The sequence below is a fragment of the Psychroflexus montanilacus genome, from assembly GCF_020164535.1.
Classification (GTDB): Bacteria; Bacteroidota; Bacteroidia; order Flavobacteriales; family Flavobacteriaceae; genus Psychroflexus; species Psychroflexus montanilacus.
On sequence record NZ_JAIQZC010000005.1, the window covers coordinates 1 to 12,994 of the forward strand.

Here is a 12,994-nt window from a genome sequence, read left to right on the forward strand (position 1 = left end):
CGGGGCTCACCTCTTCCCATTCCGAACAGAGCAGTTAAGCCCGTTAGCGCCGATGGTACTACATACCGTGGAAGAGTAGGTCGCCGCCTTCTTTATACTAAACCCTTCATTGCATCCGTAATGAAGGTTTTTTTATTTAAACACATTTATACACTCATATTTACACAAAAAAGTCTGCATAAATTAATTATGCAGACTTTTATTCTAGTTGTATTTTTGATATTAAGCTGGGATCAATCCAGCTCTTTTCAATAAAGCTTTAGGGTCAGGTTCTTTACCCCTAAACTCTTTATACAGTTTTGTAGGCTCAATGGTGCCTCCTTTTTGGAGAATGTTTTTTTTATACTTTTTAGCTACAGCTTCATTAAAAATCCCTTCTTCTTTAAAAAGCTCAAAGGCATCAGCATCCAATACTTCTGCCCATTTGTAAGAATAATATCCAGAACTGTATCCGCCTTGAAAGATGTGACCAAAAGCAGTACTCATACAATTATTATCCACATCAGGTAAAAGTTCAGTCGATTTAAAGGCTTTATCTTCATGTGCTTTTACATTGTCAATTCCTTCAGTAGTTTTTAGTGCGTGCCATGCCATGTCCAATTTCCCAAAGCTAACTTGTCTGGTGGTTTGTAAGCCCTCCATAAAGTTAGACGATGCTTTTATTTTTTCAATATATTCAATTGGTAAGACCTTATTCGTTTCATAGTGTTTTGCAAAAAGTTCAAGAGCTTCTTTTTCATAACACCAATTTTCCATCAACTGACTAGGTAGCTCTACAAAATCCCAGTATACAGAAGCTCCTGAAAGGGATGGATAGGTTGTATTGGCATTCATTGCATGAAGAGCATGACCAAACTCGTGAAATAAAGTCGTCACTTCATTAAAGGTTAGGAGTGAAGGCTTATCCTTTGTAGGTTTTGTGAAATTACAGACGATTGAGACCTGCGGCCTTTCTTCTTTACCTTCGTAATTATATTGATCCTTATAAGTTGTCATCCATGCTCCATCTCTTTTGCCAGGTCTGGGATGAAAATCAGCATATAAAGTAGCTAAATACGTATTACCTTCATAAACTTTATAGGTCACTACATCTTTGTGATAGACTTCAATACTATCATCTCTTTTAAAACTCAGGTTGAATAATTTTGAGGTAATTTCAAACATGCCCATAATGACCTGATTCAATTCGAAATAAGGCTTTAAAACCTCTTCATCCAAATCAAACTTCTTTTGCTTTAGCTTTTCAGAATAGTAAGCTTTGTCCCACTTCTGAAAGTCTTTAATACCATCACTTTCGAGTGCAAAAACTTTAATCTCTTCCATCTCCTTTTCAGCGGCTGGTAGAGCTTTTTCCAAAATATCATCAAGAAAGGATTCTACATTGTCTATACGTTGAGCCATGCGTTCTTGCAGAACAAAATCAGCGTGAGAGTCAAATCCAAGAAGATTTGCTCTTTCTAACCTTAACCTTACGATTTCTAAGACATTTTCTTCGTTATTGAATTCGTTATCTTTAAAAGCTTTAGAACCAAAACCTAAAAACATCTGTTTTCTTAGGTTTCTATTCTTAGCAAATTTCATTATTGGAATGTAAGTAGGGAAATCCAAAGTCAAAATATAACCCTCTTCACCTTTTTCTTTAGCGGTCACCCTGGCAGACTCTTTCACAGAATCTGGAATGCCATCTAATTCGGCTTCATCAGAAATATGCAATTGAAAGTTATTGGTTTCTGCCAACACATTTTCTCCAAACTTTAAAGAGGTAAGGGATAATAATTTATCGATTTCTCTCAATCGCTCTTGCTTTTCCTCATTTAGATTAGCTCCGTTTCTGGTAAAGTTTTTATAAATCTTATCGAGTAACATGATCTGTTCTCCAGTAAAATCATGATTTGACTTATCCTCATAAACCTGTTTAATCTTATCAAATAAACCTTTATTCAGAAGTAAATCATTATTAAACTCACTCAACAAAGGAGAAATTTCCTGTGCTAGTTTTTGAATTTCTGGATTCGTCTCAGCTGAATTTAAATTGAAGAAAATACTTGCAATTCTACCTAACTGGTTGCCTGAAAATTCTAAAGCTTCGATGGTATTTTTAAAAGAAGGACTTTCAGAGTTTTTGACAATAGCATCAATTTCTTGTCTTGCCTCTTTCAGACTTTCTTCAAAAGCAGGTTTAAAATGCTCAGTTTTTAACTTTGAAAACGGAGGGTGATCAAACTTTTGAAGTAATGGGTTTATTTTTGTCATAAATTAGTTTTGATTTAGCTTTTTTCTTCCTTATTGAAGTAAACGAGGTAATAGAACATCTGGCGATCTTCGTCCCAGCCTTTTTCTATAAATTTCTCTGCACTGTCCCCGTTCACAAAATCCATCTTGATCTGCACATTAGTGTCCAGATTGATCACACTTTTGATTTTCTTACGAGCGGCGGTGACTGCCGTGTTGGATATAGGAAAATCCGAAAGGTCTTCCACTTTATACTTGGGTGCTTTTTCTGTTTTGTAATTTTGAAATTCAGGTTCTAAGGCCGGATTATCAATCACATCTTTTAGAAAATTTTGTTCATTAAAATTATCATTAGACGCAAAGTGGTTCATAGCTTTGTTCATGAAAAGCACTTCTTGTTGTTTGTCTTCAGCAGGCAAGACAACATCTTTAGCGAAATTCTCACAGAATTTTAAGTACTTCTTGGTATAAAAATTTTCATCTTCAAAAAAGTCCACCTGCAAAAATTGCTCAAGCCAGTATTTGGTATCGTATTTATTGGAATCCACTGAAAGGATCTTATAACCGTTTTCTTTTTCAGTATTGAAAATTAAAGCGCCTTTGTCTAATTTATTTAGATAGACACCTTGTTGTAGGATGACATCCAAATTATTTTGCTTTTCTTCAAACTGAAGGAAATCGTGTTTTAATTCAGATTTAAAAATTCCAACCGCAGACACTTTTTCGTTATCGATGAGCATATTTTCAAAATAGACTACATAAACTTCACCGCCTTTGATATGCTGATGTTTGGATTCTTCAAACAGTAATCGGGTGATTTTTTTGGAAATCGAATGACTTTCCAAGGGATTATTGAAAATGTCAGTCGTTAAATTATAAAGCTCATGAAATTCTAAATCAGTATTATGAACAAAGTGATAGTAGTTTTCCTCTTTGTCTCTAAATGACTTTAAGAAATATTCCTTGATGAGAGGTTTTAATTCATCCGAAAGTTCGTGTGGTTCTTCTGAAATAAATAGAGATTCATTTCGGCTTTTATTGCCTACACGATGTATGGACATGCTCTCAATCTGAGCACTAAATAAGTTGATCATATAAAACTATTAATTAATCTATGTATATGTTGGTTTTAATTCCAATTTTCATCAAAATCGAAATCATCTAAATTTTCAAATTCAATGTCATCATTACTATCATCATCGAAATCATCCAATTTTTCAGCTTCAAATTGCTTTTCGGGAGGGGATTCTGGCAACTGACCCTGAGCAAACATTAAGTTTGGATAATCCTGACCATCTTTAGGTTCGGTGATATCCGCCAGTTCTACATAAAATGTCCACATGTTGAAAAAATCATACACATAGATCATCTTGGTGTCTTTTCTTGAAAATACAGAGTCCAGTGAGGTTTCATTCATCATATTCACATCGCCTTGTCCATCACTCATATCGAAGAGTAAATACTCTTCGCCTTGGTTCCATTCTTCATCACTCTTGTAAAATGAGGCCATTTCGGTACCATCGAAACCAAAGGCCTGAGCAATAGAATTGTGAAGATCTTCAAGAGTAGAGGTGTCTCTTATTTCAATATCTCTTATAACATCGTCTAGTACATCTAAAACGATTCTATATTTGTAAATCATTACTTAAGTGTTTTTGTAATTAGTTTAGCTTCAAAACTTTGCATTAAAATATAAAATTGTATTCCGAATAACAAAGCTGCAAAAACTAAATGTAAAGGTTGAGTAAGAAAGGGAAAATCTAAGTAAAACATAGCAATTCCAGTTAAGATTTCAATGCTTAAAATAATCATCATCCAGTTGGTGAGTTTGAAACCGAGATTTCTCGTTTTATTTAGCCACCAGATTCCAAGATTGATTAGTAAGACTAAAATCGAAAAGGATCTGTGTGCATAAAACACTAAAGTTGGATTCTCTAACCAATCACTTTTGTTTGAATAGCCAACTAAGTCAATTTGTTCGTCTACAAACTGTCTTACCTGAGTCCCCATGGCGACTTGAATTAAACTCAATATCACAGCAAAAACAAGTAGGTTTCTGAAGGTAAAGCTACTCCTTAAAGAAGTATCCTCCTCTGAAGAAAGTTTAAGAATGTAAATGAGAAGTGCTACTAATACTAAAGCAACAAGCATGTGGATGGTAATTCTTACAGGAGACAAAACTGAGTACACTACTGTAGCACCCAGCCAGGCTTGAAAGAGCAGAAGTAACAGACAAAATATTGAAAAAAGCGTCAATTTTTTATTCTTTTTCCATTGTCCAAAAGAACTTATGGTCATAATCAGTATGGCAATTCCAGATAAGGCCCCCAAAAGTCTATTGATGTATTCTATCCAAGTATGAGCAGCGTTGAACTCTGCATAATCGTGTTTTTCATAGGTTTCCCAATGGGTTTGATCAAAACTTGAATTAGAGGTGAATGCCTCTTTAGCAACTTTTAGGGATTCGTCTACAATGATGACCTGACCTTTAAAATAGTCATGACCTGGTTCCCATTTTAATTGGCTTTCCTCTGTAGGTGGAATATAATAACCAAAACATTTTGGCCAGTCTGGACAGCCCATTCCACTCCCAGTCATTCTTACCACAGCCCCAGCGATAATAACCAGGTAGATAATGATGATAGAAGCTTTTATCGATTTTCTAAACACGTTTTTAGTTTTGTACAAAGATAATTCTTATGCATCAGTTGACCCCTTCATTACAAACTTTACAAGCGTATTTTGGGAGGTTTTTGAGAAAAATTAAGGCTGTTGTTTAAATCCGTAAGCTTTGCCTTCTTTCAACATAAATTCAAAAGCGGCATCATATTCATTGGGAATGACCCCATCAAGAATAGCTTCTTTGATTTTAGCTTTTATTTCTCCTACGGCCTGGCAAGGCTCTATATTGAAAGTTTCCATAATTTCTGTTCCTGAAACCGGTGGTTGAAAGTTTCTTACTTTATCACGCTCTTCCACTTCTTTTATTCGGTCTCTTACGAGTTTGAAATTGTTGTGGTATTTCTTGTAACGTTTAGGATTCTTGGTGGTGATATCTGCTTCGCAAAGTGTCATCAAATCTTCCAAATGTTCACCAGCATCGTGAACCAGTCGTCTTACTGCAGAATCTGTGACGTCTTCATCTACAATAGCAATAGGTCTTGAACTCAATAAAACCAGTTTTTGAACAAATTTCATTTTGTCATTCAATGGCATTTTCAAACGTTTAAAGATCTGATACACCATTTTGGAGCCTTTGAATTCATGACCATGAAAGGTCCAGCCAATTTTTTTGTGAAAACGTTTAGTCGGTGCTTTGCCGATATCATGCAATAAAGCGGCCCAACGCAGCCAGACATCATCGGTTTCTTTGGAAATATTATCCACAACTTCTAAGGTATGCCAAAAATTGTCTTTGTGTTTTTGTCCGTCAATTTCATCAATGCCTTCAAGATTGGTAAGCTCTGGAAGTATGCGTTTAAGTAATTCGGTATCGTGAAGCAATTTTAAACCGATGGAAGGTTTTTCCGATTCTAAGATTTTATGTAATTCTGTAACGATGCGTTCTTTACTAACGATATCTATCCTTGATGCATTGTCTTGAATAGCTTGAAGGGAATTCAGCTCGATCACAAAATTAAGCTGAGAGGAGAACCTTATAGCTCGCAGCATCCTCAAGGGATCATCAGAAAAGGTGACTTCTGGATCTAAAGGGGTTTTGATCAGCTGAGTTCTGAGATCCTGCAGACCATTAAAAGGATCCAGGAGTTTTCCAAAATGAGCTTTGTTCAACTGAAGCGCAAGCGCATTGATAGTGAAATCTCTTCGGTTTTGGTCGTCTTCCAGTGTTCCTTGTTCGACCTCAGGATTTCGACTGTCTTCAGAATAAGACTCTTTTCTGGCACCAACAAATTCAACTTCCAGGTCAAAAATCTTCAACATGGCCGTGCCATAAGTTTTGAAAACCTTTACAGGCGGATGGCCAGGGAGTTTTTCAGACACTTTTTTGGCCAGTTCAATTCCACTGCCAACTGCAACAATGTCAATATCTTTAGCTTTGCCGCGTTTTAAAAAGAAATCCCTTACAAAACCACCTATAGCGTAAGCCTCTATGTGGAGTTCGTCGGCAGCTTCAGAAAGAAAATCGAATAGTTGATGTTGTAAAGCTTCTTGGTAATAAGTTTCAGACATTTTATTTGCGAATCACTTCAACCTTTCCATCCAAATCTAGTTTGATGATGGTAGAAGGCTTTTTATTTTTATTGGATTGGTGCAAATTTACAACATAGTCCACGCCTTTTAAAATCTCCTCCGAAATTTCAAAGTAGTTAGCAGGGGTTTTTTGACCGCTTATGTTAGCTGAAGTAGAAACAATTGGTTTTTTGTATTTTCTCACCAGTTCCTTAGCAAAAATGTCATTTACCACTCTAATGGCCAGGGTATCATCTTCTGCAATCAGGTTGGTGGCAACTCTTATAGGATTTTGGTAAATAATAGTGGTAGGTTTATCTGCGTATTTTAAAATATCGTAGGCCACTTCTGGAATTTCTTCTACGTATTGATTCAGCATTTTAAAGTCGGAAACCAGGCAAATCAAAGACTTATCGTTGGGTCTTTGCTTTAATTTATAGATTTTATCAATAGCCTCGGCATTGGTCGCATCGCAGCCTATTCCCCAAACGGTGTCGGTAGGATAGAGGATAAGTCCTCCTCTTTTAAGGGTTTGTATGCATTCTTGAATGACTTCTTTTTGATCTTTCATATATTTTGAAGATAAATTCTGCTGTAATAATGAAGTTACAAATCTAAGTTATTCTGTTGTTTTTGATTTTGAATTTGATAAACAAATAGGAAAAAAACATGAGAATATATTAGATAAGTCATACTAAGAATTATTTCTACATTTGAAACTTCGAACTAATCTTTATATTATACTACTATATTTGAGAACTGAAAATATGGTATTAATTAGCTAACACAGATGAATATATTAATTGTTGAAAATTCCATTATCCCCGTCAGTTTGTATGGGGGGACCGAAAGAGTAATTTGGGATCTTGGAAAAGAATTTGTAAAATTAGGTCATAAGGTAACATTTTTAGTCAAGGAAGGTTCTACCTGTGAATTTGCATCTGTACTATACATTAATAACGAAATTCCTTTAGTTAAACAGATTCCTGTTGATATCGAAGTAGTTCATTTTAATTCGAAACAAGCTGATCTAGATTTGCTGGACACACCATATATTATTACTATACATGGTAATTATTATGATAATGACGAATTTGATAAAAACGTAGTTTTTGTATCAAAAAATCACGCTAATCGTTATAATTCAGACTCTTATGTATATAATGGTCTAGACTGGAATGCCTACTCAAAACCAAATTTGACCGCTAAAAGAGAAGCTTTCCATTTTTTGGGAAAAGCGTCTTGGGGAGTTAAAAATTTGAAAGGAGCTATAGATATTATTAAAAAGACGAAAACCGAAAAACTCAATGTGCTAGGTGGAAAAAGGTTTAGTGAAAGAGTTTTGAAGATGGGACCCTCATATGTTTTTTCTTCAAAAGTAAATTTTAAGGGAATGGTAGGCGGCCAAGAAAAAGAAGACTACTTAAACCATTCTAAAGGCCTGATATTCCCCGTAATATGGCATGAACCTTTTGGGTTAGCAATTATAGAAAGCTTATATTTTGGTTGTCCTATTTTTGGAACCCCCTATGGCTCATTAAGTGAGTTAGTAGTCGAAGATGTTGGTTTTCTTAGTAATAGAGCAGATGAACTTACAAACTCAGTATTAAACTCAGAACGCTTTTCCTCTCAAGTCTGTCATGAGTATGCTGTTGAAAATTTCAATAGCAAAAAGATGGCATTGGATTATTTAGCTAAGTATGAAAAAGTATCTAGTGGTTTGACTTTGAATCAAATGAATCCCAAATTAAAAAAACTACCAAAAAAGAAGTATTTGGAATTTAACTAGGGATGCAGAATCTATGCATTTTATTTTTGAATGAATTTAAAATTAGCCATTATACAAAGAGAACCTAAGAGATGGTATTTAAATCGACCTGAAGTTGTGTTCCATCTTTAATTTTTGTAATCACTTTGCTGTCATGACCTAACGCAAACGCTACTTTGTTAATATGTTTATACAGTTGGTTTAGTTTTCGATGTTCGGGTAATTTCTTGGTTAAATCTGAAATTTTCTTTAATAATATTGAAGTTTTTTTTCATGTATTTAAAGTAAGTTGAATCAAAATTATAGAAATTGATTTATTCCCTTTTCAGCATAAACTAACTTCTCCTCCGTAGTTTGCTGTTCAATTTCTAGATTGATATCTATGTGAGATTTTGACTGCTCTTTATGGTAGATGTGATAAGCAATACCTGCAAACTTAAGGCGTTTTCCTTTAATCCCAATGTTATGTAGCCTTTGGATCATTTCAGAATCATCAATTCCCCAACCTACAAGATTTTCATTAAATCCGTTGACTTTAATAAAATCTTCTTTCCAAAAGGACATATTACAACCTCTTAGTTTTTTTGAACGTTCTTCAACGGGTTTAATTAAATTTGTTAAAAAAGGAGCTCTTAGAGTTCTGCCTCTTTTTTGAATTCCCTGTGATAAAAAACTGAAACCGAGTTTTTGCTTTTCAAACAAATTTTTCAAATAATCCTTTTTTATATTTACTCTAGAGCCATAGAGATAGAAGCCTTTTTGTGAAAACAGCAGATGATCTTGCACAAAATACTTATTCATAATGATATCACCGTCTATCTCAATAATATAGTCATAGTTTGCCTTAGCAATAGCCTTATTCATAATTCTAGGCTTTCTATTCCCTTTATCTTCGTGCCAAACATGTATAATAGGGATGGGAAGCTTGTTTTTGAATTGATCGATCAAGGCTTTCGTATCTGGTTTGGATCCGTCGTCAGCAATAATAACTTCGTTGGGTAAGTAAGATTGATCTTCCACACTTTTTAATAACAATTCTAAAGCTTCAGGCCAATTGTATGTTGGGGTCACTAGACTACACTTGGGGAATGTTTTCATCAAAATATTATAAATATATAATATGAAAAAAATAAGCTTAAGTTGATTTTAAGCCATTCTTTGGTTTTAAATTTGAAATTTAAATAATATCAATGAATTCTAAGTATAATCCAGCATTTATTCAACACAAAAAAGCTTTATTGGAGCTTATCAATTCTTTTGACTCCATAGGTCAAGTTTTTGGAAAAGGGGATCGAAATGTGATCAAAACTGTTGAATTTAATGGATTGATCCTTAATATTAAATCCTTCAAAGAGCCCAACATCATCAACCAAATTGCTTATCAATACTTTAGAAAATCTAAAGCCAGGCGATCTTTTGAATATGCGACTATTTTAAAAGAAAAAGGCATTGGAACTCCAGATCCCATCGCTTATTTTGAATTTAAAAAAGGCATTGGTTTCGGTAAATCATTTTATATCAGCGAACATGTATCTCCAGATCTTACCTTTAGGGAATTAGTTCATCAACCTGATTTTCCAAATCATGAGAACATCTTAAGAGCTTTCACAAGGTTTACCTTTCAACTTCATGAGAAAGGAGTTGAGTTTCTGGACCATTCTCCAGGGAACACCTTGATTTTTATTGAAGAAAATGACCATAAGTTCTCCTTGGTTGATTTGAATAGAATGGAATTTAAAAAATTAGATTTTAAAGAGAGAATGTATAATTTTAGACGACTTACGCCTAAAAAAGAAATGGTGGAAGTGATGAGCGACGAATACGCCAAACTCATCGAAAAACCCAAAGAAGAAGTCTTTAAGTTGATGTGGGAATTCACGTCAGAATTTCAAAGAAAATTCCAATTGAAACAAAAGCGAAAACAAAAATTGAAATCACTTTTTAGATAGTTCTTTTAATATGGGATAGCGTTTGTATACACTTAAGGCATTTAAGTAGCATATAATTATTCCTTTTCTGCCATCTAAAACTCCAAGCCTAACGATATAATCGTAAAGAAATTTAAAAGCTGGTTTGACAACATAATGAAAGGTATTTGGTTTGACTCCTTTTTGATTCAATTCTTTTGCTTTTAACGCTGCATAACTTATCATTTTCTTCTTGTAAGTTGCATAGCTACTGTAGGAATAATGGATAAGTTTATGTTTCATATAAGAAGTAGACCCTTCTACTTTTAATACTTCGTGAACCAAACGCTCTGCTGTGTATTTGGATTTACTTTTCTTGAAAAGTCTTATGTTTTTATCGGTCTGCCAGCCACTAAAATGTAAAGGCTTTCCCTTGAACATAAATTTTCTATAAAAATAATAGGCATCAGCAGAATGATTTGAAGATACTGTCTCCAAAATTTCTTTTTTAAGTGGTTTTGTAATCCGTTCATCTGCATCTAAAAATAAAATCCACTCATGACTGGCCTTACTTAGGGCAAAATTTCTCTGTTTAGTAAAGTCTAGAAATGTATTTCTATATACGGTTACATTTGGATAAGATTCTGCAATTTTTGCTGTATCATCCTCAGAATAAGAGTCCACAACTATAATTTCATTAGCAAAACTTAGATTTTTAATAACCGAGCCAATATTCTTGGCTTCGTTAAGGGTAATAATAAGTGCCGAGATTTTGGGCATAATAGATTTGGTCGATTATTTGGTATCTAATTCGCAAATGTAAAATAATGTTCACTTTAGAAATAATAATTCATTAATTGATTTGAGAAGTTTTAAATTAAATTAATTTTGAGACATATATTTAATCATGAAGGTATCCGTTATTATTAGTACATATAATTCACCAAAATGGTTGGAAAAAGTACTATGGGGATATAGTGTTCAAACTTTTAAAGATTTTGAGATAATTATAGCAGACGACGGTTCAACTTCAAAGACCAAGCAACTACTTGATGTTATTAAGAATAAAACGCAACTCTCTATAACTCATGTTTGGCATAAGGATGAAGGATTTCAAAAAACAAGAATCCTGAACAAGGCTATTTTAGCTTCACAAACAGATTATTGTATTTTCACAGATGGAGATTGTATTCCACGAAAGGATTTTGTTGAAGCTCATATGTCTCATAGGAAACAAAGAAAATTTTTATCAGGCGGTCACTTTCCGTTATCTAAAGAGTTATCAAATTTAATTACTAAACAAGATATTATAAGTCAGAACTGTTTTGACATAAACTGGCTTAAGAATCAAGGCCTAATAACTAGTTTTAAAAATGTAAAACTTACAAAAAATAGGGAAGTAGCAAAATTGATGAATTTTATTACCACAACAAAGGCAACTTGGAATGGCGGGAATGCGTCTGCTTGGAAGGAGGATATTCTTGCTGTCAATGGATTTGATGAAAGAATGAAATATGGTGGAGAAGATAGAGAATTCGGGGAGCGGTTGGTTAATCATGGAATTTATCCCTTAAGAGTCCGTTATTTCGCTATTTGCGTCCATCTTGAACATGAAAGGGGATATGTAAATGAAGAGGCTTGGGAAATTAACAACAAAATTCGACAAATCACTAACAAAGAAAATATAATCAAGACTTTGCACGGGATTAATTTACACGATTAATTATAAAATTGTTAAGTAAATCCAAAAATAAATCAGGTTTGAATAGCTGATATGCTGATTCAGTATTTTTTTTTGAAATAATATCTGGCTTAAAATCTTTTAAATGTACAGAAACATGTTTCAGTGTATGATTTTCAAGACCATTCCATCCTTGTTTATCAATACAAGGTGAAAAAATTGAAAACGTAGGAACATTCAACGCTTTAGCCATGTTTGTGGAACCACCTTCATTCCCGATTACCGCCTTACAAAATTTGGTTATGGTCAGAAATTCTCTTAAACTTTTTACTTCAAAGTCGATCAGAATATGGTTTTGAGTCTTTTTTAGACACATGCCATAAAGCCTCATGATGTCGCCTTTCTGTTGAGGCATATAATTTAAGATAAGGCTTGCATTGCTTTGATTTGCCACAACATCTAAGACCTTAGCCATATAAGCTAAGGGGTAGGTTTTAGACGGGTTGCTACCCAAGGCACTTATCATGATGATTGCGTTTGACTGTTTATTCTGAACTAGTTCTATACGAGTTTTGGCAGAATCGAGTTCTTTAGGCGTAAGATAAATTTTAGGCTGTTTTGAATATATTTTAGAATTTCTAAAGCCTTTCACTAAGTTCAATCTGTTCTCAATAGCCGAACCCAAACCCATTTTGGATTCGTTTACGATCTTTATCGTTTTTGTATAATGTAATTTTGTGTAGCTTTTTTTCCAGCTAATTTTGGTTTTAGCTCCAGAAAATATTGTTATTAAATTGCTTTCAAGTTTCCCATAAGCATCTATCACCACATCATACTTTGCTTTTCTGATCTTCTTTAAAAATTTGTAAAATTTAAGCTTGCTGGACCTGAATTCATCTTCAAAAACGACTATTTTATCTATATAAGGATTGTTTTCAATAACAGGAATAGTGAATCTGTTAACCAGATAATGTACCTCTGCCTCTGGATGATTCAGTTTCAAATTCTCACAAATAAGACTGGAGACGAGAACGTCTCCAATCATTTTTTGTTGAATTACCAGAATTTTAGGAGCCTCCCCAACCCCTCCCAAGGAGGGGCTTTTTCCTCCCCAACCCCTCCTTCGGAGGGGCTTTTTCAACTCAGGTTTTAGATTTGATTTTTCCATACTGTTATTAAGTTCCTCCCCTTGGGGGAGGCTAGGTGGGGCATATT

The 12,994-nt window shown here is 34.2% G+C and carries 12 protein-coding genes and 1 rRNA gene; 4 read left to right on the top strand and 9 right to left on the bottom strand.

Annotated features, from left to right (window positions below):
• Positions 1-92 (top strand): 5S ribosomal RNA (rrf, locus tag LB454_RS12800); the annotation flags it as partial.
• A 130-nt stretch (positions 93-222) separates the two neighbouring features.
• Here the strand turns inward: rrf and LB454_RS12805 are convergent.
• From LB454_RS12805 to LB454_RS12830, 6 genes are all read right to left on the bottom strand, one after another.
• A complete protein-coding gene (locus LB454_RS12805; protein ID WP_224465074.1) occupies positions 223-2,253 on the bottom strand; it encodes a M3 family metallopeptidase in 2,031 nt (676 codons plus the stop codon).
• 14 nt (positions 2,254-2,267) lie between these two features.
• Positions 2,268-3,326, bottom strand: coding sequence for a nucleoid-associated protein (locus LB454_RS12810; protein ID WP_224465075.1), 1,059 nt, complete (start codon positions 3,324-3,326; stop codon positions 2,268-2,270).
• A gap of 35 nt (positions 3,327-3,361) precedes the next feature.
• Positions 3,362-3,874, bottom strand: coding sequence for a plasmid pRiA4b ORF-3 family protein (locus LB454_RS12815; protein ID WP_224465076.1), 513 nt, complete (start codon positions 3,872-3,874; stop codon positions 3,362-3,364).
• Complete coding sequence (locus tag LB454_RS12820; RefSeq protein WP_224465077.1) at positions 3,874-4,902, bottom strand: COX15/CtaA family protein; 1,029 nt, start codon at positions 4,900-4,902, stop codon at positions 3,874-3,876. The genes LB454_RS12815 and LB454_RS12820 overlap by 1 nt, the downstream gene beginning before the upstream one ends.
• A gap of 93 nt (positions 4,903-4,995) precedes the next feature.
• Positions 4,996-6,423 (bottom strand): CCA tRNA nucleotidyltransferase, encoded by a 1,428-nt coding sequence (locus tag LB454_RS12825; RefSeq protein WP_224465078.1) that lies wholly within the window; start codon positions 6,421-6,423, stop codon positions 4,996-4,998.
• Between the two features lies 1 nt (position 6,424).
• The gene (locus LB454_RS12830; RefSeq protein WP_224465079.1) at positions 6,425-6,994 is read right to left on the bottom strand and encodes an L-threonylcarbamoyladenylate synthase; all 570 of its coding nucleotides are present in this window, start codon (positions 6,992-6,994) and stop codon (positions 6,425-6,427) included.
• A 219-nt stretch (positions 6,995-7,213) separates the two neighbouring features.
• Here LB454_RS12830 and LB454_RS12835 point away from each other — a divergent pair, with 219 nt between their 5' ends.
• A complete protein-coding gene (locus tag LB454_RS12835) occupies positions 7,214-8,212 on the top strand; it encodes a glycosyltransferase (RefSeq protein WP_224465080.1) in 999 nt (332 codons plus the stop codon).
• A 279-nt stretch (positions 8,213-8,491) separates the two neighbouring features.
• Here LB454_RS12835 and LB454_RS12840 read toward each other — a convergent pair whose 3' ends face one another.
• A complete protein-coding gene (locus LB454_RS12840; protein ID WP_224465081.1) occupies positions 8,492-9,289 on the bottom strand; it encodes a glycosyltransferase family 2 protein in 798 nt (265 codons plus the stop codon).
• 92 nt (positions 9,290-9,381) lie between these two features.
• Here LB454_RS12840 and LB454_RS12845 point away from each other — a divergent pair, with 92 nt between their 5' ends.
• Positions 9,382-10,140 (top strand): lipopolysaccharide kinase InaA family protein, encoded by a 759-nt coding sequence (locus tag LB454_RS12845; RefSeq protein ID WP_224465082.1) that lies wholly within the window; start codon positions 9,382-9,384, stop codon positions 10,138-10,140.
• Here LB454_RS12845 and LB454_RS12850 read toward each other — a convergent pair.
• Positions 10,126-10,878 carry a glycosyltransferase family 2 protein gene (locus LB454_RS12850; RefSeq protein ID WP_224465083.1) on the bottom strand — a complete coding sequence of 251 codons (753 nt, stop codon included), beginning with the start codon at positions 10,876-10,878 and terminating at the stop codon, positions 10,126-10,128. The two genes, LB454_RS12845 and LB454_RS12850, sit on opposite strands and share 15 nt — an antisense overlap.
• A 127-nt stretch (positions 10,879-11,005) precedes the next feature.
• Here LB454_RS12850 and LB454_RS12855 point away from each other — a divergent pair, with 127 nt between their 5' ends.
• Complete coding sequence (locus LB454_RS12855) at positions 11,006-11,821, top strand: glycosyltransferase family 2 protein (protein ID WP_224465084.1); 816 nt, start codon at positions 11,006-11,008, stop codon at positions 11,819-11,821.
• Here LB454_RS12855 and LB454_RS12860 read toward each other — a convergent pair.
• Positions 11,805-12,824 (bottom strand): glycosyltransferase family 9 protein, encoded by a 1,020-nt coding sequence (locus LB454_RS12860; RefSeq protein WP_224465085.1) that lies wholly within the window; start codon positions 12,822-12,824, stop codon positions 11,805-11,807. The genes LB454_RS12855 and LB454_RS12860 overlap by 17 nt on opposite strands.
• Between the last annotated feature and the right edge of the window lie 170 nt (positions 12,825-12,994).

Coding starts and splice junctions, on each gene's coding strand:
- LB454_RS12825 (WP_224465078.1), bottom strand. CDS start 6,423: ATGTCTGAAACTTATTACCAAGAAGCTTTACAACATCAACTATTCGAT.
- LB454_RS12830 (WP_224465079.1), bottom strand. CDS start 6,994: ATGAAAGATCAAAAAGAAGTCATTCAAGAATGCATACAAACCCTTAAA.
- LB454_RS12840 (WP_224465081.1), bottom strand. CDS start 9,289: ATGAAAACATTCCCCAAGTGTAGTCTAGTGACCCCAACATACAATTGG.
- LB454_RS12815 (WP_224465076.1), bottom strand. CDS start 3,874: ATGATTTACAAATATAGAATCGTTTTAGATGTACTAGACGATGTTATA.
- LB454_RS12805 (WP_224465074.1), bottom strand. CDS start 2,253: ATGACAAAAATAAACCCATTACTTCAAAAGTTTGATCACCCTCCGTTT.
- LB454_RS12855 (WP_224465084.1), top strand. CDS start 11,006: ATGAAGGTATCCGTTATTATTAGTACATATAATTCACCAAAATGGTTG.
- LB454_RS12835 (WP_224465080.1), top strand. CDS start 7,214: ATGAATATATTAATTGTTGAAAATTCCATTATCCCCGTCAGTTTGTAT.
- LB454_RS12850 (WP_224465083.1), bottom strand. CDS start 10,878: ATGCCCAAAATCTCGGCACTTATTATTACCCTTAACGAAGCCAAGAAT.
- LB454_RS12860 (WP_224465085.1), bottom strand. CDS start 12,824: ATGATTGGAGACGTTCTCGTCTCCAGTCTTATTTGTGAGAATTTGAAA.
- LB454_RS12845 (WP_224465082.1), top strand. CDS start 9,382: ATGAATTCTAAGTATAATCCAGCATTTATTCAACACAAAAAAGCTTTA.
- LB454_RS12810 (WP_224465075.1), bottom strand. CDS start 3,326: ATGATCAACTTATTTAGTGCTCAGATTGAGAGCATGTCCATACATCGT.